This is a genomic window from Treponema denticola ATCC 35405, assembly GCF_000008185.1.
GTDB lineage: Bacteria > Spirochaetota > Spirochaetia > Treponematales > Treponemataceae > Treponema_B > Treponema_B denticola.
On record NC_002967.9, the window covers coordinates 139005 to 160123 of the forward strand.

17 protein-coding genes are annotated in these 21119 nt (G+C 39.0%); 11 read left to right on the forward strand and 6 right to left on the reverse strand.

Annotation, left to right across the window (positions count from 1 at the left end; genetic code table 11):
* The first annotated feature begins 5 nt into the window (after positions 1-5).
* Complete coding sequence (locus tag TDE_RS00605; RefSeq protein ID WP_002680980.1) at positions 6-1571, forward strand: LTA synthase family protein; 1566 nt, start codon at positions 6-8, stop codon at positions 1569-1571.
* A gap of 40 nt (positions 1572-1611) precedes the next feature.
* Here the strand turns inward: TDE_RS00605 and TDE_RS00610 are convergent, their stop codons facing one another.
* The 5 genes from TDE_RS00610 to TDE_RS00630 are packed head-to-tail and all read right to left on the reverse strand — an operon-like array spanning position 1612 to position 6723.
* Entirely contained in the window at positions 1612-2625 is a 1014-nt protein-coding gene (locus TDE_RS00610) for a tRNA-dihydrouridine synthase family protein (RefSeq protein ID WP_002680981.1), read from the reverse strand.
* A 3-nt stretch (positions 2626-2628) separates the two neighbouring features.
* Positions 2629-3309, reverse strand: a complete 681-nt coding sequence (locus TDE_RS00615; RefSeq protein WP_002666686.1) for a hypothetical protein — start codon at positions 3307-3309, stop codon at positions 2629-2631.
* A 20-nt stretch (positions 3310-3329) separates the two neighbouring features.
* Positions 3330-3959, reverse strand: a complete 630-nt coding sequence (locus TDE_RS00620; protein ID WP_002666681.1) for a rhomboid family intramembrane serine protease — start codon at positions 3957-3959, stop codon at positions 3330-3332.
* 21 nt (positions 3960-3980) lie between these two features.
* Positions 3981-5117 (reverse strand): diguanylate cyclase DgcA, encoded by a 1137-nt coding sequence (gene dgcA / locus TDE_RS00625; RefSeq protein WP_002680985.1) that lies wholly within the window; start codon positions 5115-5117, stop codon positions 3981-3983.
* Positions 5077-6723 (reverse strand): hypothetical protein, encoded by a 1647-nt coding sequence (locus tag TDE_RS00630; protein WP_002680987.1) that lies wholly within the window; start codon positions 6721-6723, stop codon positions 5077-5079. Before TDE_RS00630 ends, dgcA begins: the two co-directional genes overlap by 41 nt.
* Before the next feature lie 162 nt (positions 6724-6885).
* Between TDE_RS00630 and TDE_RS00635 the strand changes: the two genes are divergently transcribed.
* Both TDE_RS00635 and TDE_RS00640 read left to right on the forward strand, forming a co-directional pair.
* Entirely contained in the window at positions 6886-7200 is a 315-nt protein-coding gene (locus TDE_RS00635; protein WP_002673197.1) for a helix-turn-helix domain-containing protein, read from the forward strand.
* A gap of 175 nt (positions 7201-7375) precedes the next feature.
* Positions 7376-9781 (forward strand): EAL domain-containing protein, encoded by a 2406-nt coding sequence (locus TDE_RS00640; RefSeq protein ID WP_002680994.1) that lies wholly within the window; start codon positions 7376-7378, stop codon positions 9779-9781.
* Here TDE_RS00640 and TDE_RS00645 read toward each other — a convergent pair.
* Positions 9778-11385, reverse strand: coding sequence for a bifunctional aspartate carbamoyltransferase catalytic subunit/aspartate carbamoyltransferase regulatory subunit (locus TDE_RS00645; protein ID WP_002666669.1), 1608 nt, complete (start codon positions 11383-11385; stop codon positions 9778-9780). The two genes, TDE_RS00640 and TDE_RS00645, sit on opposite strands and share 4 nt — an antisense overlap.
* Positions 11386-11680: 295 nt before the next feature.
* On the opposite strand from TDE_RS00645, the gene TDE_RS00650 reads away from it, so the two are divergent.
* From TDE_RS00650 to TDE_RS00680, 8 genes are all read left to right on the forward strand, one after another.
* Positions 11681-13054, forward strand: coding sequence for an L-cystine transporter (locus TDE_RS00650; protein ID WP_002684693.1), 1374 nt, complete (start codon positions 11681-11683; stop codon positions 13052-13054).
* A gap of 10 nt (positions 13055-13064) precedes the next feature.
* Positions 13065-13352: a CC/Se motif family (seleno)protein gene (locus TDE_RS13395; RefSeq protein ID WP_331470850.1), complete on the forward strand. Its 288-nt coding sequence runs from the start codon at positions 13065-13067 to the stop codon at positions 13350-13352.
* 156 nt (positions 13353-13508) lie between these two features.
* Positions 13509-14258 (forward strand): FadR/GntR family transcriptional regulator, encoded by a 750-nt coding sequence (locus TDE_RS00655; RefSeq protein ID WP_002680996.1) that lies wholly within the window; start codon positions 13509-13511, stop codon positions 14256-14258.
* 56 nt (positions 14259-14314) lie between these two features.
* Complete coding sequence (locus TDE_RS00660) at positions 14315-16066, forward strand: NAD(P)/FAD-dependent oxidoreductase (RefSeq protein ID WP_044971525.1); 1752 nt, start codon at positions 14315-14317, stop codon at positions 16064-16066.
* On the forward strand, positions 16063-17433 hold the full coding sequence (locus tag TDE_RS00665) for an NAD(P)/FAD-dependent oxidoreductase (RefSeq protein ID WP_002680998.1): 1371 nt from the start codon (positions 16063-16065) through the stop codon (positions 17431-17433). Before TDE_RS00660 ends, TDE_RS00665 begins: the two co-directional genes overlap by 4 nt.
* Positions 17423-17779, forward strand: a complete 357-nt coding sequence (locus TDE_RS00670; RefSeq protein WP_002681000.1) for a DUF1667 domain-containing protein — start codon at positions 17423-17425, stop codon at positions 17777-17779. The genes TDE_RS00665 and TDE_RS00670 overlap by 11 nt, the downstream gene beginning before the upstream one ends.
* Positions 17776-19335 carry an FGGY-family carbohydrate kinase gene (locus TDE_RS00675; protein WP_002681001.1) on the forward strand — a complete coding sequence of 520 codons (1560 nt, stop codon included), beginning with the start codon at positions 17776-17778 and terminating at the stop codon, positions 19333-19335. Before TDE_RS00670 ends, TDE_RS00675 begins: the two co-directional genes overlap by 4 nt.
* Positions 19336-19356: 21 nt before the next feature.
* Positions 19357-21117, forward strand: a complete 1761-nt coding sequence (locus tag TDE_RS00680; RefSeq protein ID WP_002681003.1) for an FAD-binding oxidoreductase — start codon at positions 19357-19359, stop codon at positions 21115-21117.
* Positions 21118-21119: the final 2 nt, after the last annotated feature.

Sequence of the window (21119 nt, forward strand, 5' to 3'; positions counted from 1 at the left end):
GTGCTATGTTTATACGGGAAAAAATTGAATTCACAAATAAAAAAGAAAAGAAAAAGCTGGCTTTTTTAGGCAGCCTCTTCGTACTTTTATATTCTTTTCTTATAATGTTAATAATTTGGCTTTTGGGAGTTTTCCCTCATGCCCAGATAGATCAGCTTATCTTTACTGCCGTAACGCCCATTGACGGTACAAGCAGTGAGATCCTTTTAAGTTTTTATCTAAAAGCCCTTGTAATTCCGATAATCCTATCATTGATAAATCTTGTTTTAATCCTAAAAGAAGTAAAACTTGTTTTAAAAACAAAGAAAGGAAAGACTTACCGCATCTTCCCCGTTTTGATAAGAAGGCCCCGCCTTTATATTTTAATTTACATTTGTATTTTTTTAGGCTACAGCCAATATAAATTCGGGTACATTCAATATATTTATTATAAATTAAGCCCCCCAACGGACCTTTATGAAACTAACTATATAGACCCTTCAAAGGTAGAATTTCATTTTCCTCAAAAAAAGAGAAACCTTATAATCCTCTACCTTGAATCGATGGAAATAACTGCTACATCAAAAGAATTCGGAGGCTTATCCCGTTACGATCTTATTCCCGAATTACGCGGGATAGCCGAACAAAATCTTTCATTCAGCCACTGTGAAAAGTTGGGCGGAGGGACCCAAGTTATGGGAACATCACATTCCATAGCATCCCTTACTTCCCTCAACATGGGAGTCCCGTTAATTTTAAATCTTCCTTCTTTTGATTCGTCTTCTTTAAAAATTTCATCCCTGAGTACCGCCTCAATAAAAATCGACAGGTTTATGGAAGGAGGTTACGGACTCGGAGACCTTTTATATGATAACGGTTACAATCTGGTGTTCAGTATGGCAGAAGACAAAGAATTCGGCTGTTTGGGAAACTTTTTGACCGGTCATAAAAATTTTAAGATTCAGGATTATTCTTACTTTGTTGAAAACGGAAGAATTCCTCAAGGCTACAGTGTATGGTGGGGCTTTGAAGACGAAAAGCTCTATCAATTTGCACGGGAAGACCTTACAAAGCTTTCAAAAGAAGATAAACCTTTTGCCTATATTTTCTTTACTGCCGATACACACTCTCCCCACGGTTATGCCGATGAAAAATGCCCCAAGCTTTATTTTGAAAAAATACACAACGTATACGCCGGGGCATCAAAAAAAGCCTATGATTTTGTAGAATGGGCTAAAACTCAAGACTTTTATAAAAACACCACAATAGTCATTTTAGGGGATCACTTATATATGGGCGGAGATTTATACCTGCCGACCGTCAAATTAAAAGACAGACATCCCTACAATGCTTTTATAAATTCTGCAAAGACAACTGATAAAAACAAAAACCGGCTGTTTACGACATTCGATCTTTTCCCCACAGTCGTAGAAAGTATGGGTATCGAATTCAATGCAAAGGGCTTAGGCCTCGGCCGTTCTCTTTTTTCGGGCGAAAAAACTCTTCTTGAAGAAAAAGGCTTAAAGAAGCTTAACTCCGAAATTGAAAAGCCTTCAATCTTTTATGAAGAAAAACTGATGAAAAAACACTGAATTATGAATATGTATTATTAGAATACTTACATAAAAAAAATTAAACCCTTATGAGCCTGTCTTCGGGTACTTCTTCAAAATAGTCACTTAAACTGTGAAACATATCTTCAAGATTTTTGCAATTTAGAACCTTGCTTTTTATGTGGTGGGCAAAGCTGAAATTATCGCAAAAAAAAGCAAAAAACCTTTGAGCCCTTGTAAGGTAAAACTCTTGAGGCTGCTCTTCCCTTAAAAAACTTAAAAAGAGTTCCGCTGTTTTTAATAAATCTATTTCGATTTTTTCGTCCTTATCTTCGGCTGTTCCGTTTTTTAAAATACCTTTTGAAAGTTCATAAAAAATCCAAGGCTTTTGCACGGCAGCCCTTCCTATCATCCAGCCTGCACACGGATATTTTGAGGCGATTTTTTCTAAGGTTTCAAGGGAATTTATATCTCCGTTACCGTAAACGGGAACACTTAAATCGGAGGCAAGGCGGGCTGTGTACTCATGTTTACAGGGCCTTGAATATTTTTGCTTTTGGGTACGGGGGTGGAGGGTAATCAAGTCTACTCCTTCCGAAACAAGCATCTTACAAAAGGATAAAAGCCTATCATAGTTTTCTTCTTCGCCTAAGCGCAGTTTTACACTAAGGCGGATAGGCTCCGTTTGCGGCCCAGCCTTTTGCTCATCATACAACAGGACGGCTTTTTTGACCTTGCTTACCAATGAGGCCGTCTCTGAAAGCGGTTTTTTCATCCACGCAAAACCGGCTCCGGTATTTACAATCTGCGGAGCACAGCAGCCCATATTCAGGTCAATCCCGAAACCTCCGTATTGAAGCAAAAGAGGAACACAAGCAGCAGCGGACTTTTCATCAGGGCTTGTAATCTGCCAAACAAGTTTTTCAGGCGACGGATTTGCTCTAAAATACCATTTTTCAAAACCTCCTCCTGAAATGGCCGAGGGAGCATGTATCATTTCCGAAAAATACTCATCAGGTTCCTTAAAGCAGGCTGCGAGCCTTCTAAAAGCGGAATGAGTTATTGCAGCCATGGGTGCCGATATCAATTTCATAAGTTAAAAAACCGTATATTTTATGATTTCATCTATTTGGATATAAAGTTCAAGCTCCGCCTTAAAAAAGCCCGATTCTACAAAAAGGCGTGGAGGAGACTTGATCAAAACAGCCCCTCTGATTTCCTTAGGTTTATTTTTTAAAAAGGTTCTCGCATACTCCCGTACGGCATTTTTTACCGCCTCGGTATAAGCGGCATAGACCCCTTCAAGCTCATCAAATCGGTCTCCCTTTCCCCTTCCCTTTATTGTCTTATGAGCATTTTTTGTCCAAAGTTTAAAATGCCCTGCATAGGATTCGGGGATACCGTATTCGGCCCAAGAATAGCAATAAGGATATTTAACCCTTACATCCGTAATTTTTATATTTTCGGTACTTGGTTTAAAAACAGGCTCAAGCTCAAAGTACTCCTCTACATTACGTTTTTTGTCTAAAGGAGTATATACAAAGTTTAAACCGTAGGTCATGCCTGATAAAATATAGGCTGAAAGCTCAAGCAAAGCCTCCTTAGGCGGAGTAAATTTAGCCTTATTCTCATCATCGATTCCTTTGGGTGCTTCTTCTACAAATACCCACACAGGAGCTCTTACAATCAAAGCATCGCTATCGGAAGATCCGGAATAAGTATCCGCATATAGGTAAAAACTTATAAAAAACAGAAGGACCGCAATGAACTTTCTCATAGCCTAATTATCGGACAGTTTTACCGCCCCGTTGAATTCCAGACTTTAAGCGGTTTTATTCCGAAACGGATTCTTATATATACCCAGCCTGCAATGAGTCCTATAAAATGCGTCAAATGAGCTACTCCGTCACCTATGGAAAAAATGCTTATTAACTCGATTACGGCATAACCTAAAATCAAAAGAGGGGCCGGCACGGGAATCACACCCCAAATGTAGATCACAGAATTGGGATAAAGCACTGCATATAAAAGTAAAACTCCAAAAATTGCTCCTGATGCACCTATAAGGGTAATAGTATAAAAGCCTGTTGCAGCATATACCAAAAAGCTCAAGATCCCACCAATTGTCCCTATCAAAAGATAATAAAGTATAAATTCCTTTGTTCCAATCTTGCGTTCTACGGGAACACCAAAAAAGAATAAGGCGAGCATATTAAATGCCAAATGAAAAAAGTCCCCATGGACAAATTGATAAGTGAAAAACTGCCAATAAGTTTGTGCTTCCACTACAAGAATAGGTACAAGGCCTAAATATGCACTTAAATTTCTAAAAAGACTTGTAAAAACAAAAACACCGGCATTTATCAGGGCTATGATAAGTACGGCATTCTTATATGTATATTTAAAAGGTTTTCTTAAATACTTCATACTATAAAATATCGAAAATTATTAAGCTTTAGGCAAGTTATTTTTGGATAATGTTACACGATTCCGTCCGTTTTGCTTGGATTCGTATAGGGCCTTGTCAGCTCTTTCAACTATAGACTTTGCCGACTCAAGATCAAAGTTATAACTTGATACCCCTATGGAAATAGTTACATTAATTTTTTTACCGTCGTACATAATGGACTTCTCTTCTACGGATTTTCTTATTCTTTCGGCTACAGCCATAGCAGCGCTAGCCGAAGTATTGTTAAGCATTACTATAAATTCTTCTCCGCCATACCTTGCAGCCGTATCTGCATTCCTTGTACATGATTTTATAATTTTTGCAACCTCTTCTAAAACAATATCTCCGGCAGCATGACCATAGGTATCGTTTATATTCTTAAAAAAGTCTATATCAATCATCAAAATTGAAAGAGTTTCTTTTTTTTCGCCTGAAGAATTTATAGTATACAAATGCTCCATCAACAGAGTAAAAAAATAATGCTTTAGTTTTAGGTGAGTCATTATGTCGGTTGTAGTCATTTCTAAAAGCTGAGAATTGTTTATGGCTATAGCAGCTAAGGAAGCTATGTTTTCTATAATGTTTTTTTCATAATCCGTAAATTGATGGGAACTTTCCATTTTTTCACCTAAAAGCAAAAAGCCTATCATCCTATTTTTTGCTTTTAGGGGTACAAAAAAAGAAGGGCTAAGACTGAATAAGTCTTTTACTATCTTATCCGTTTTTATGTTCTTACTTATCTCATCGGGAGTGCATCCCGAATCGGATTTATCCAAAAAATTTATAAGCGGATGATCTACATTTATAGAATATTGAGCATCGCGGATTATATCAAAACCGTAATGGTCCCTATTTAATACAAAAAGGTTATCATCAAAGGATTTTTTTGTAAAAATTGCGGCTCCGAGGGTTTTTAGCTGAGCCATAACTATATATAATATTGCTTCAATAAGACGGTCAAATTCCAAAACAGAATTTAAACTTTTTGAAATTTGCAGCAGTTGTTTTAAATCAAATATTTCTTTTTCCTGATGAAGAATTTTATCGGCATATTTTTTATTATTGCATGAGTGCAATGCCTTTTTTAATAATTTTTCATTTGGAGTTGTTTTCATAATTTTTACCAGCCTTTTCATTTAGCTCCGATATATCGATAACAACATATCTTTTTAAAAGTTCGATCATTTTTTCAAAATTCTCCATTCCATTTGCAAAAACAGCGAATCTTTCTTTATTTTTTGTGGAATTTATCATTGTCGTTATATTATGTACATTTTCGGGTACCGGTCGATACGTATCCTTTATTATTAACTTACAAAATTTAAGAAGGTCCAAATAGTGCTTGCCTGAGTCTTCCAAAAATTTCTTTGCACGAAGGTTAATCTCGTCGATAATTTTTGATAAAGGTCTTTCAAAATCACCGCCGGCCTCAATTCTTGTTAAATAACCTCTTATAAGTTCTACTGAAGACTCATTCTTACCATACATTACTTTTTCCAGTTCATCTATTTTGTCTGCAACAGCCGAGCAATAATAATAATTTGCCGCAAAGTCGGACTTCATTTTTTTATCTTCAAGAAGCCCCTCTACTAAAAGCTCCCTCAAAAAAGGCTCTATCGAAGGCTGAAAGAAATTTTTTGTATATGTTTTTAAAATTTCCAAGGGTTTTATCCAATCTAATGAAAGGCCGGTTAAAGCTTGAATTTTGCTGTTCAAGTCTTCGTTATAGACATCCAGCTTGAGGATTTCAATATCTCCAAATAAACCGCTGATAAGCGATGACATTTGGACATCCTGCCTTAGTTTAAGTATTTTTTTTGTATCTGCACTAAAATTCGTAGTAAAGCGAGCTTTGTACTCTTCTATTTCCGAAAAAACACGCGGCGCCTTTGTTTTATCTTCAAACTTAGGATCCTTTTTAATCAATTTCGCAATATTTTTTAGCGTATCCTTACCCAGACTATTTTCAAGCTTTGAGAAAAAATTCTTTAAATTCTTTTTTATATAAACCTCATCAAGCTGCTTATCTTGTGGAAGGACGGAATTTAAAAACAAGATTCCATCTACCAGCTGTTCATCTACAGATATATTCCGAATAAGATAATCCAAATCAAGAATCTCTTGAAGAACAGCCATTCCATCTACATTTTCAAAGTTATAATGATCTCTCACAGAATCCGTATTTACAATCGTATTAAAACTGGGGTCAAAATAAGCAAAAAAAGTATTAAATTTAAAACTGCAAAAATCAAAAAACGCAAACAGTTTATTTATTTTAGCATCTACAGATTTAAAAGCAGGATCGGTCAAGGAAAATATAAGCTCATCGAATTCGTTTGTTTGGTCCTTAAGTTTTTGGTCAAAATCCTCCCTCATCAGATCCGAAATCTTTTCCATACGGCTGCTAAAAGACAGATTTTCCTTTAGAATTTTTTGATTATCCGAAAATGAAGACTCTACCAGGTTATCTAAAAAAACTCCTGAAAGCCTGATATCATTGGAGCATATGGTCTCTTGCAAAATATTTTTGAAGGGCAAACTTATCCTATAAATCTCATAGATAATCATCGGTAACCCGGCTAAGACGGTATTATCATTACGGTATACAGGGTACTTACACTGCTTTAGTTCCTGAACAATATTGCGCAGGGCATTTTGGGAGCTTATCTCTTCTTCACTCAAGTAAAACAAGGAGTAGAAGAATTCCTTTATATGCTGAATTAAATTGGATAAAATTAACACGTTCTATATTATCAAAAATTACTCTTATTTTCAAGATAGCTATCTAATTCTTCTACAAAGTTTAAATTATCCATTAGTTAAGATTCAGATCTTCAACTGATAGAATATTTTATTACACCATTAGCTCTTTGCTGTCATCAAATTTTGGAGGTATTATTAATTATGAGTTATGATTATGAATCTATTTTAGCTAAAAATATAAGAAGAATTCGGCATAAATTGGAAATCTCTCAGATGGAATTGGCTCTAAGGGCTGATGTGTCAATTGCATTTATTAATGCAATCGAAAACAAACAAAAATGGGTGTCCGCCGCAACCTTATCAAAAATAACAGATGCACTCAATACCACTCCTTATGAACTATTTCTTACAGATGATATCAGCCAAGAAGACTTAACGATAATAGCAGGGCGCCATGATGAGCTTATAAAAGATTTGAATAAGTTATTAAAAAAATACACCTCCAATTGTTTTTAAGATGAGTCTTTAGATAAATATCAACAATTTTACTTTGTAAAGATAATAAAGAAAAACAAGTAACTTTTAGTTTGAAATTTAGTTATATTTCAGCAAGAACAATACAGCATATCTATTTTAAATCAATTATATAGATTTATGCATAAATTTTAGCATCCGGTTGAAGGAGGGAGGCATGAGATTAAAGCAGAAAATTGTTCTCTCAAATGCAATAGTATTTAGTGCTCTTATAATTATTTCAGTATTTTTTAACTTTTTTTATGCGGCAAATATTTTTTCAACAAATCTCAACAATAAGAATAAATTAAAGGCTAAGCTTATAGCCCAAGAGATAGATGAATGGCTTATTGAAAAAAAAACCGTTATAGAGCAAACCATAGATACCCTGATTTATATGGACATTACCGATTATGAAAAATGTACCGATTTTTTGGCAAACTTGAATAGACTCAACCCTGAAACCGATTATGCTGTATTTTACGAAACAGGACTTTTTGCAAACGGTCAAAATTGGGTTCCTCCGGCTTTTTATGACTCGCGAAAAAGGCCTTGGTACATTGAAGCAAAAAGTACTAAAGAAACAATCATAACCAATCCGTATCACAGCATAAGCTCCCGCCCTGACTCAATAGCGTTTTCCATTGTAAAACAATTTACTACAAAAAGCGGAGTTGATGGAGTCTTTTTAGGCGAAATAAGAATAAAGGAACTTTTATCTCTTATAGAAAAATTTAAAAATGAAGACGGGGGTTATGCTTTTTTAATAGGGAAAGATTACCGCATATTATCTCATCCTAATGAAAAATATCAATTCAATCTTGATAATTTTACGGAGATTTACAATATTGAAGGCGGTATAGATTTTATAGAATATATAGCCAAATTAAAAATCGATGACGGCTATAACAGAAGCTTACCCATAGTAAAAGATTATGACGGAGTTGAAAGGTTCTTTTACTTTGCACAGTCAGAAACTACCGGCTGGACGGTCGGTTTTACAATACCTGCATCGGATTTTTATCGTCCTATAAACGGTCTAAAATTCAGAGCAATATTATTTGCATGTATCTTTATTGTCTTCGTAAGTATCCTATCTTTCCTAATAGCAAAAAAAGTAGCTTCACCCATAGAAACTATTACAAACAGACTGGAAAAAGCCGCGAAAAACAATGAGCTTATTAAGTTTGATTTTTTAGATAGGCAAAATCACGAACTTGCAAGAATTGCAAAGAGTTTTAATTCCGTAGTGAAAAATGCAAAATCGAATCTTCAGGGAGAAGCAAATTTTACCCTAAATTCAACCACTCTGACTCAAAAAATAGATAACATAATTATCAACATGAATGCCGATGAAGAGGTCTATCTCTTATATTTGGATATAGATAAGTTTAAAACTATAAACCAGCTTTGGGGCTATTATGCAGGAAATGCCCTAATACAGCACATATATTCTATGATTTTAGCTCATATAAAATCATTTAATATTCCCGAAGACTCTTTTATGCATGTCATAGGGGACGAATTTTCAATCTTTTATTTCGGAAACGAGGAAGAAGTATGTCGGTTCACACAAACCCTTATCGATAAAATAAATAGCGAATACTTTACTTGGAACGAAAAAAAATTGACTATCTCCATAAGTGTCGGCATTGTAAATATTCCTAAAATACCTCAGAGCTCTCAAGAAATAATATCGAATGCATATGATGCTTGCTCTATCGCCTTTAGAAAAGGAGGAGGATGTTACGAACTTTTATTGTCTTCAGGAATAACAGGCTTCTCCAGAGGAAATATTTCATTTTGGTTAAATACAATCCAAAAGGCTCTTAAAGAGGATAATTTCGTTTTATACGCACAGGCAATTATGCCTCTAAATGATTTGCTTCACCGTCCCAAGTATGAAATTTTAATAAGGCTTAAAACTAATGATGATCATATTATTATGCCCGATGTCTTTATTCCTATAGCCGAAAGATATAATCTAATATATGAAGTAGATAAGTGGGTTATAAGAAATGCTTTTGCCTTTTTTGCAGAAGCCACAAGTAAAGGGGACTTAAACGAAGATGCAATATTTTCAATTAATATTTCGGCAGACTCGTTTTTTTCAAATGACCTTGTAGAATTCATAGCTGAGAGCCGTAAAACATTAAATGTACCGGCTCATAACTTCTGCTTTGAAATAACGGAAAGCTGTGCAGTGAGAAACTTGGAAGCGACATCAACATTTGTTACCGAATTGAGAAAACAAGGCTTCTCTTTTTCATTGGATGATTTTGGAAAAGGCTTTTCTTCTTTCCCATATTTAAAGACTCTTCCGATAGATTACGTAAAAATTGACGGGTCTTTTATAAAGTCCATAGATAAAGACTACATAGATTTTTCTATGGTTAAGACAATGAGAGATATGTGCTACCATTTAGGTCTTTACACAATAGGCGAGTATGCGGAGACCGACAAAATAGTTTCAATCTTAAAAGATATAGGTGTCGATTACGGACAGGGATATGCTTTTCAAAAACCTATTCCTATCGCAGAAGCTATAAAGCTTCAAAACGATAGGAACGGATATAGATTTTAGTTCTTTTTTTCGCCCCATATTTCTTTAAAGGTATGGATTGTTCCGCAATATTGGCAGGCATATCTGTTGTCTATAGTGCGGTAAAAAATGGCGGGGACGCCTTCGGATTGAGCCGGATGTGAAATACAGGCCTCGTTCTTGCAAATTAAATCTTCAAAATTATAAATACGCGGAGGAAGGTGCGTCCTATACTTTGACTGAATTTTTCCGTCTTTTATTAGGTTAAGGGTGCAGCTCGAAGCAACGGCAGACAGCCTCTTTAAATCCGCCCTCGAAAACTTATACTCTCCCGGTCGGAAAATAATTCCCTTGAAAGTTCCCTTATCTTTTGTAGAAGTGGATACCCATTCGCCGCCCTTGCCTTCTTCAAGTCCCATAACATTTATAATCTTGGACATGTGATGTCTTATTACTGAGGGCTTATCTCCTCGGCAAATATGGTCAATAACTATTCCGTTTTGTATAGGGCGTACACCTTCGGAAAAGGTTTCAACCTTGCTTTCTTTGGAATTATTTATGGGAACTTCAACTATGTAGTCTTCATCTTCGACACGTTCACAAGATTTAGGTTCAGGCCCCTTATAGTCATCGCCTATTTTACCTGCTATCATCGAAAGAAGAACCATTCTTACGTACATTCCGTTTATGGACTGTCTTTCCCAACCGTTAAGGGGGGTTGCATCCAAAAAAGTGGGAATAGTCGGATGTACGCGGTGTCTTGGGAGGGGATGATAAAAACGGGTATTTTCGGGAAGTTTTTCGATAAATTCTTTTCGGAAAGTTATGGAGCGGCGGAGCTCGTCTTGCTTTTTTAAAACCTGCTCACCCATTCTTTCAAGCTGGGGGCGGGTAAAGTACCAAATAAGAGCGACATCGGCTTGTCTCAGATATTCCTCTATCGAAGAAAATTCCCTTACGGTAAAGCCGTTTTCCTGCATCCTGACCTTGTAATATTCAGGCATAGCAAGTTCGGCAGGAGCTATAAGGTCAACCTTTACGGACTTAAAGATTTTAAGACCGTCGGCCTTTGAGTGTACAGTTCTTCCGTGGTACAAGTCGCCTACTAAGGCTATGTGAATCTTATCGAATGACCAGTTATTATCTTCGATAAAGGTAAATTCGTCAAGCAGCTCCTGAGTAGGATGCTCATGCTTTCCGTCTCCGGCGTTTATAAAGGCAGGCTTTCTTTTTAAGTTATTTCTTTGATAAAAGGCTTGAGCCTCATCTTCAAGCCAGCGGCATACCCCCTCTACCTTGCTGCGTACGATAAAAATGCTGTTTTGATATCCGGCAAGAGTATTAAAGGTGTCGGCATAGCTTTCTCCCTTGTTAAAAGAGGAAGATTCAGCGGCTAAATCACTTAACTTTACTTGATGAAATTTGGCTGCATTCCTAAATGATTCCTTTGTGCGGGTACTGGGTTCCAAAAAAACCTCATAAATACCGAAATCTTTGTCGTTAATTCTAAATTCATCCATAACCTTTTGATCATCTTCTTGAATGGCTTTTTTTAAGCGCTTTGTCTTGTCAAAAAGGTATTTTCTTTCATCGATTGATAAGTCATCGATAACCGTCAATGAACGCCCCATAAATTTGTTTTCCATTTTAAACTCCTGTTAAAAACAAAAATGCAAAAAAAAAACATCGGCAAAACCGATGTTATCAAAATAAACGAGGGTGGCAAAATTTGCAGCTTCTAGTAATTAAGGAATAAATCATCTTGGCCCCTCCATGAAGATACGGACTCAACCGTACATATTGGAAGGGATTCTATCAAAAAATAAAAAAACTGTCAATAGACTTTTTTTTATTGAGTTTTATTTTACCCCATCTAGTAAAAAATCTTGTATTATGATAAACTCGCTGCGCATTATAAAATACCACTATTTAGGAGTTTTTATGGACATAATCTGGATATGCGGCATTGTAGCCGCAGCATTGTTACTCATGTATGGAATTAGATACATGAAAAAACTTAATATGAGCTTTAATGTACGTGTAGTTACAGCTCTTGTTGTAGGCATCATCTTTGGTGCAATACTACAGCTTACAGTTAAAGATTCAGCTCTGATAAAAAAAGCTATGAGCTGGATTACTTTAGTAGGAAGCGGTTATGTAAGATTGCTTAGAATGATTGTTTATCCTCTAATCATTGTAAGCATTACAAAATCAATTGCTACACAAAAACAAAATATCGGAAAAGCAGCAGGAAGAATTTTAGCTGTTCTTGTAATCACTGTTGCAATAGCAGCACTTGTGGGAGCTCTTACAACTTCTGCGTTCGGCTTGTCGGCAGAAAATCTTACAGCCGGTGAAAGTGAAATTGCAAGAGGAAAGGCAATGGAAGGCAGACTTCATGACTTTGAGGCAAAACCGATTCAGCAGCAAATTCTTGAAATTATCCCGACCAACCCCTTCTACGCATTTTCAGGTCAAGGCTCAAATGCAACCTTGGCTACGGTTTTCTTCTCGGCAATGCTTGGCTTTGCAGCCTTATTCTTAAAAAGAAGCAATCCCGACAGTGCAGACGTATTTATTAAATGGCTTAATTCTTGCTCCGATGTAGTAATGAGGCTTGTCCGAATGGTTCTCCGCATTACGCCTTACGGAGTTTTGGCTCTTATGATTAATATCACCTCAACCTCAAATTTCTCTGAAATTTTAAGGCTTATCGGATTTATAGGAGCAAGCTATATTGCAATTATAATAATGTTTGTTGTACACGGATTATACTTGCTTACGGCAGGATTAAACCCCATAACCTTCTTTAAGAAAAGTGTTTCAAACCTCATGTTTGCATTTACATCAAGGTCTTCCGCAGGAGCTCTTCCTCTTACCGTTTCAAACCAAGTAAACAACTTAGGAGTTCCGGAAGGTATCGCTAACCTTGCAGGAAGTTTAGGTACAAGTATCGGACAAAACGGATGTGCAGGAATTTATCCTGCGATGTTGGCTGTTATGATTGCACCCACTTTAGGAATCAATCCATTGGCACCCGTCTTCCTTGTAAAGCTTATCGTAATTACAGCCTTGGGAAGTTTCGGAATCGTTGGTGTAGGAGGCGGAGCAACATTTGCCGCAATCATAGTTCTATCCTCAATGGGACTTCCGATAACTCTTGCCGGTCTTCTTGTTGCTATTGAACCCCTCATCGACATGGGCCGAACAGCCTTAAACGTAAGCGATTCTCTTCTTTCAGGTGTAATTGCAGCAAAAAGAACAGGTGAATTGGATGAATCTATCTATAACAGAAAAGAAATCATTGTTGAATAAGGAGTAATTTATGACAATAAATATTGATGACAAAGTTTTGGATTATTTAAAAAAAATCAATTCTAAGGCCATAACTATTGACCTTATAGGCTGTGCTTCCTGAGGCGTGGGAGAACCCCAGCCGGTCGTGTCACCGGTAGAGCCCAAAAAAGATAAGGAAGAATTCAAATTGGTAAAGTCGGGAGATATTGATGTTTATGTAAAAAATAAAATCAACGCATCAAACGATACTCTTTTTGTAAAATACAAGAAGGTATTATTTTCCGAAAAACTAATCGTCGAAGGTATCGTCTTTTAAGGAATTTACCCAAATATAATTAAAGCGGCAGAAAGATCTTGCGGTCTCTGCCGCTTTTTTATTTTTCTAAGATTTGGCAAATAAAACTTGACAAATTTCAGCCTCTATGTTAATATGTTGGTGGTAAGACCACAGCTCAAGTATCGGGAGTATGTTATGAAATCGGAGGAACAGAGTTTAAAAAAAGAAAAAATTGCATCGCTTATTCAGGATGAAATTTTAACCGGCCGATTTTTAGCCGGAGAATATCTTCTTCCTGAAAGAGAGCTTGCAGATCATTTTGACGTATCAAGACCCGTAGTGCATGAAGCTCTGCTGATTCTTCAATCCAAGGGGCTCATAACAATGCGTCCGCGTCACGGATGCATTGTAAACGACCTTAGTTCCTCCATATCGATGAGGCTTTTAACCGAGCTTTATCGGAACAAACAGATATCGGAACCCGAAAAGATTGAAGCCGGGCTTGTCGAATTTAGGCAGCTTATTTTAACTCACATTATAAAAAAACTTATAAACCGAATTTCAAAATTATCGGTAAAAGAGCGCTACCATCTTTTTCTTCCTTTAAAAAATAAAATACACTTTTCCCGATCCGAAGATATTGAAACCTCAGCAATTGAAGACTTTGAATTTTACCGTACCTTAATAGATTTATCGGACAGTCCCATTTTTTTACTCAGCCTTGAAACAGCAAAAGAAATTTATAAATACCAATTTAAACAATTTTTATGCGAAAATATCTCCTATGCAGATAGAATCCCTGAATACAAACAACTTTTCTTTAATGCCCTCATCGAGGCGGATGAAGAAAACTCCATAAAAGTAATGATAAAATTAACTCAGCCCGAAACATACAGAGATGCGGAGCTCGATAACAGTATGAGGGGAGGTTGCAGGCGGCTTTAATACCCTTCGTTACGACGCAAGCGTCGGGGTATTAAACTCTCCGCACGAATAAAATTATGCAAAAAGAGGATTTTAAAAAGAAGCTCTCACTTCTACAAAAAAAATTAAAGCGGCTTAATCTCAGCGAAATGGTTAAAATTTCCCTCGATGTAAAATCCGTTATTTTAGAAGGCGATGTTTCTTCAATGGAAGAAAGAATGGAAGCAGGTTATGCGGCTGCCCGCTGCGGGTTTAAGGGAGTTGTAAACGATTTAACTATAAACGGCCGTGGAGAAGAACCTATGCGTTTACCCAAAATCCAGGATTCTCTTTTAGAGGACAGGAACTTTGATGCGGTAATTATAGGCGGAGGAGTAATAGGCTGTTCTATCGCCCGCGAACTATCCCGCTACGATTTAAAAATAGCCCTCTTTGAAAAAGAAAGCGATGTTGCGATGCAGGCTTCGGGACACAATGACGGAATGATTCATCCGGGCTTTGCAGATAATCCTAAAAAAATAAAGGGAAAGCTTAACACTCGCGGAAACAGGATGTACACAAAGGTTTCAGAAGAGCTGGGCTTTGAAATAAACCGCTGCGGAAGTTTTTTTCTTTTTCACCATCCTATTTTAAAATTACTGGTTCCCATCATGAAAAAAAGATGTCGCCTCAACGGGGTGGACGGAGATTACGGCTACCGCTCCCGAGAAGCAGTAAAAAAAACAGACCCATTTATGACCGATAAAAACTACGGCGGCTTTTGGCTTCCTTCGGCGGGAGTCGCTTCGCCCATGAAGGTTACTATTTGTTATGCAGAAAACGCTTGCGAAAACGGAGTCGAATTCTTTTCTAACACTGCCCTTATCGGCATCAAAAAAGAAGGTAATACTATTACCGAACTTATAACCAATCGCGGCACTTGCCGAACAAAACTTCTTATAAACGCTGCCGGGGTTTGGGCCGATAAGGTTGCAGGCCTTGCCGGCGACAGATTTTTTTCGATACATGCACGCAAAGGAACGGATGCTATTCTCGATAAGAAACTAAACGGTTTACAAAAAACAAGCTCCGCCATGCCGAATCTTTTAAGACTGAGCAAGGGGCACTCAAAGGGAGGCGGCATCATGCCCTGTGTTGAAGGCAATCTTTTAATAGGCCCTAATGCAGTAGAAGTTATGGATAGGGAGGACTTTTCTACAAAACCCGAAGCCCTTGAAGAAATAAAAAAACACTTAACGCTTAACTCAAAGGTTTCGCCTTCAGACATAATAACCTACTACAGCGGAACAAGGGCCTGCACATGGGAAGAAGATTTTATCGTCGAAGCTTCAGAGCGGGTCGACAACTTGGTACACGCTGCAGGAATTCAGTCCCCGGGCTTTGCTTCCGCTCCGGCCATTGCGGAGGACATCGTAAAGATTTCCGTTTCAATTTTAAAGAAAAAAATAGATGTAAGTTTAAAAGAAAATTTTTCACCCGTCCGAAAGGCTATGAAACCCGTTTCCGAAATGGAAACTAATGAAAGGCAGGCACTAATCGAAAAAAATCCCCAATACGGAAAAATAATCTGCCGCTGCGAACAGGTCAGCGAAGGCGAAATAAGGGATTCGGTAAACAATCCCCTAAACGTATTTACCCTTGATGCCGTTAAAAGAAGAATAAGAGCCGGAGCCGGCAGATGTCACGGAGGCTTTTGTACTCCCCATGTTTTAAAAATTATTGCGGAAGAAAAAGGCATCCCGATAGAAAAGCTTACAAAGAAGGGAGAGGGTTCCGAGATTGTTCAGCCGATAGAAAAGTTTGAAGCCTTTAGCGGAGGCGAAAAATGAAAGCACTTGCATTTACCGATTATGATGTCATCGTTATAGGCGGAGGCCCTGCAGGAATGGCTGCAGCTCTGGCTGCCTCAGAAAAAGATCCTAAACTGAAAATTGCCCTTATCGAAAGAGAGGGGCAGATAGGCGGTATCTTAAAACAGTGCATTCATGACGGTTTCGGTTTAATCCGTTTTAAAGAGCGCTTAACCGGCCCCGAATATGCGTGGCGTTATAAAGAAATGACAGAAGCAAAAGAAAATATAGATATTTTTCTTTTTACCTTTTTAACCAAGTTAAAAAAAGAAAATGATTTGTTCTGCATGGAATTTACAAATCCTGAATACGGAATTTTTGAGCTTAAAGCAAAGAGTCTTGTTGCAGCTATGGGCTGCCGCGAAAGGACGGACAGGCAGGTAAACATTCACGGGGAAAGGCCCGCAGGTATTTTTACGGCAGGACAGGCACAAGCCCTCATAAACCTGCACGGGTTTATGCCCGGGAAAAAATGCGTAATCTTAGGTTCGGGAGACATAGGCCTTATAATGGCCCGCCGCCTTACTCTTGAAGGGGCTCATGTAGAGGGGGTATACGAAATTAAGCCTACCCCCTCAGGCCTCAGCCGAAATATCGTGCAATGCCTTAATGACTACGGCATTCCCCTCCATCTATCCGCGACGGTTACCGAGGTTGAGGGCAGGGAAAGGGTCGAAGCTGTAAAGATTGCCCAAGTAGATAAAAACATGAAACCGATTGCAGGAACCGAAAAAAGAATCCCCTGCGATACCCTGATTTTAAGCGTAGGCCTCATTCCCGAAAACGATATACTGTCAAGCTTAAATGTTCCTATAGACGGAAGAACAAAGGGCCCCATCGTTGACCAATTTATGCACACGGAAGCTGCGGGGCTCTTTTCTTGCGGAAATGCCTTGCATGTAAACGACCTTGTAGATTATGTTTCCGAGTCGGGAAAAATCGCAGGAGAAGCAGCCGGCGATTTTGCTTTAAACATGAGGGCCGGGGCGGAAAAACTTTTTCCGTTAAAGATGAGCACGAAAGCTAAAAAACTTTTGCCTTTAAATATCGTCGGAAAAATTCTCTATGTTGTTCCGCAAAAAATCGACACTGAGGCAGAGGGCTCTATTATCTTTTATTTTAGAGCCGCAGAAGAAATGCAAAACACCGGCCTAAGCTTAAAAGCAGACGGCAAAACCGTCTTTGAGCGAAAATACGAAGAGCTTAAACCTCCCGAAATGGAACGCTTTATTCTGCCTTGCGAAAAATTAAGAGGAGCCGAAAAGCTTGAAATAGTTTTAAGCGAATCTCCGCAAAAAGGCATCGAAACTTCATCGGAAAAAAAGGAGGCCGATAATGGAAACTAAAAGCCTTATTTGCACAGCCTGCCCCAGAGGCTGCCGCTTGAGCGTAAAAATCGAAAATGAAAACATCAGCGTTTCCGGTAATAAATGCCCCAAGGGTCTTTCCTACGGAAAAACGGAAGCCGTCTGCCCGATGAGAATTCTTACAAGCACGATAGCATCTTCGGTAGAAGGCTTTCCGAGGCTCCCCGTAAAAACAAGCGTAGAAGTTCCTTTAAAAAACTTTTCAGAATATATGCATCTTATCCGCAAGCTTAAAGCGGACTCATCAAAAATGCCCGGCGACATAATCGTAAAAAACTTTGCCGAAAGCGGAGCCGATTTAATCGCAGCAGGAGGCTCCCTATGAAGACCATCTTAACGGTCGATTGCGGAACCCAAAGTTTGCGTACAATGCTCTTTGACTTAAAGGGAAATATCTTGGCGGCAAACCGCATTCCGTATAAGCCTCATACAAGCCCTCAACCTGCATGGGCCGAACAAGATGTAAAAGTTTACTGGAATGCTCTAAAAGAAGGCCTTGCCGGTCTTAAAGAAAAAGAGCCTCTTCACTTTAAAAATATTGCCGGAATGGGCATATCTTCGATGAGGGCTACAACGGTTCTTGTCGGCAAGGACGGAAATGTGCTGCGGCCTGCAATCGTATGGCTCGACAACAGGACTGCACGAGGCCCCTATCATCCCAACCGCCTTATACGCACGGCCTTTCATGCTGCGGGAGTTTATGATTCTATAATTACGGTTCAATCAAATTGTAAGATAAACTGGTTTAGAGAAAACGAGCCTGAAATATGGGATAAAACATGGAAGATGTTTTTTCTTTCGGGTTGGTTTATTTATAAGCTGACAGGAAAGCCTTGCGATGTAGTCTCCTCGATGGTAGGCTACATTCCCTTTGTAAACCGAAAAAGAACATGGGCAAAAAAACATTCGATTGAAGAAACTCTCATGCCCTTAGAAAACGAAAAAAGGCATGACCTTATAGAAAGCGGAAAAATAATCGGCACTTTAACGGACGAAGTTTCAAAAGAATTGGGACTCCCGCAAGGCATTCCACTTGTTGCCTGCGGAAGCGACAAGGCTTGCGAAACCATAGGGGCAGGCGTAATAGATTCTTCTATGGCGTCTTTAAGTTTCGGCACAACAGCCACAATCGAAGTCTGCTCAAAAAAATACTTTGAATATAAAAAACTCTTTCCTGCCTACTGCGGCATTCTCCCCGATACATGGCTTTCGGAATTGGAAATCTTCCGAGGCTATTGGATGATAAGCTGGTTTAAGGAAGAGCTGGGCAAGGAAGAATGTAAGGCAGCCGAATCTAAGGGCATCATCCCTGAAGTTATTTTGGATAAACTTTTACATGCCTCGCCTCCGGGCGGAAGGGGCCTCATGCTCCAGCCCTACTGGGGAGCAAGTATCTTTGACCGCTATGCAAAGGGGAGCATCATAGGCTTCGGCGATGTTCACGGAAGAGAAGACTTATACAGGGCTATAATCGAAGGCCTTGCCTACTCCTTGCGTGAAGGTTTGGAATTAATCGAAGCAAAAGGAAATTTAAGATGCGAAAAGGTTGCAGCCTCAGGAGGAGCTTCTCAAAGCGATGCAATCTGCCAAATTACCGCAGACATTTTAAACCGTCCCCTTGTACGGGGAAAAACGCCGGAAGCTTCTTCCCTAGGAGCCGCAATCATAACCGCTGCAGGAATCGGAGAGCATGCTTCAATCAAAGATGCCGTAAAGGAAATGGTCTTATACGAAAAGGAATTTACACCGAACCCTGAACACCGCACCCTTTATGACGGCCTTTTCAGCGTATACAAAAAAATATATCCTGCACTAAAAGATATTTATAAGGATATACAAAGAGTAACAAATTATCCCGAAACAAAAAAGATGAACGGGTAAGATAAGGATAAGGAGAAAGCTATGGGAAAAAGATATGAGTACAAGGATTTTAAACCGGTTTGGGAACAGGTACCGCCTCCAAAGGGCTCTTTTAGAGAAGCGGCAAAGTGGGGAGACCCAAACGAATTTAAGGAGCCTAACGAAAGACTTTATAAATATATGAAAACGGTCTTCGGCATAGGAGATGAGACATTTAAACAAAAGAGGTTTGAAGGACTTGAAGCCTTGCCTGAAAACCTTCCCGTAAACCTTGACCAAAAACACATTGAGGTCTTAAAAGAAATTTTCGGAGAGGCGGATGTCAGCACAGCCGTTAAGGACAGGGTATCGGTCGCTTACGGAAAAACCATGTATGATGCCTACCGCCTCCGTGAGGGCATCTTAGAAAACATCGCCGATGTTGTAGTATACCCTTCAAGCCATGACCAAATAGTTAAGCTCGTAAAATATGCGAATGAGCACAAAATTCCCCTCTATGTGTACGGAGGCGGTTCTTCCGTTACCAGAGGCGTTGAGGCAGTAAGGGGCGGCATATCCCTCGATATGCGTAAAAACTTTAACAAAGTTTTAACCTTTAACGAAACTGACCAGACAATTACGGTTCAAGCCGGAATGTCGGGGCCCCAACTGGAAGCTCACTTAAACAATGCTCAAAAAGAATTCAATGCAAAGATGGCCTACACTTGCGGACACTTCCCGCAATCCTTTGAATACTCCTCCGTGGGAGGCTGGGTAGTTACCCGAGGAGCAGGGCAAAATTCCACATACTACGGAAACATAAAGGACATAGTTTTTCAACAAACATACATAACTCCTGCGGGCATCGTTAAAAGCTACGGGCTTCCCGCTCATGCGGTCGGACCGGACATCGACGAGCTTATGATGGGGAGCGAGGGCTCTTTTGGAATTCTTACAAATGTTACCTTGCGGTTTTTTAAATACAGGCCGGAAACCCGCAAAAAGTTCAGCTTTATATTTAAAACTTGGGAAGACGGAATGAAGGCTTGCCGAGAGATTATGCAAAACGAATCGGGCTTCCCCTCGGTGTTTAGACTTTCGGATGCGGAAGAAACCGACATGGCTTTAAAGCTCTACGGAGTTGAAGGCACAATAGCCGAAACAGCGATGAACCTCATGGGATATAAACCGATGAAACGCTGCCTCTTTTTAGGCTGGAGCGAAGGAGCTAAAGAATTTTCAAAGCAGCTTTACAAAAAGGTAAAACGGATATGTAAACAAAACGGCGGACTTTTTTTAACGGGCAAGCCTGTAGACGGCTGGGAGCACGGCCGCTTTACGGATCCGTATCTAAGAGAATCCTTACAAGATTACGGAGTAATAATAGACACAATGGAATGCAGCGTAACATGGGATATGATGCCGAAAGTTCATGAAGAGGTAAGAAGATTTGCAAAATCCCGCCCTCACACGGTCTGCATGACTCATCTTTCCCATGCCTATCCGCAAGGGGCAAACCTGTACTTCATCTTTATAGGCCTTTTTAAAAACAAGGAAGAATATGTGGAATACCAGTACGGCATCTTCGATAACATAATGAAGGCAGGAGCGGCCATGAGCCACCACCACGGTGTCGGCAAGATGACGGCAGCTTGGGTAGAAGAATCCATAGGACAAACCAATTTTGAAATCTTTAAGGCTCTAAAAAAACACTTCGACCCGAACAATATAATGAATCCGGGCGGTACCCTTGGCCTCGATATGACGGAAGACCAAAAGAGAAAACCTAAATACGCCGGAAAAACTTGGGAGGAAAATTTTTAGCA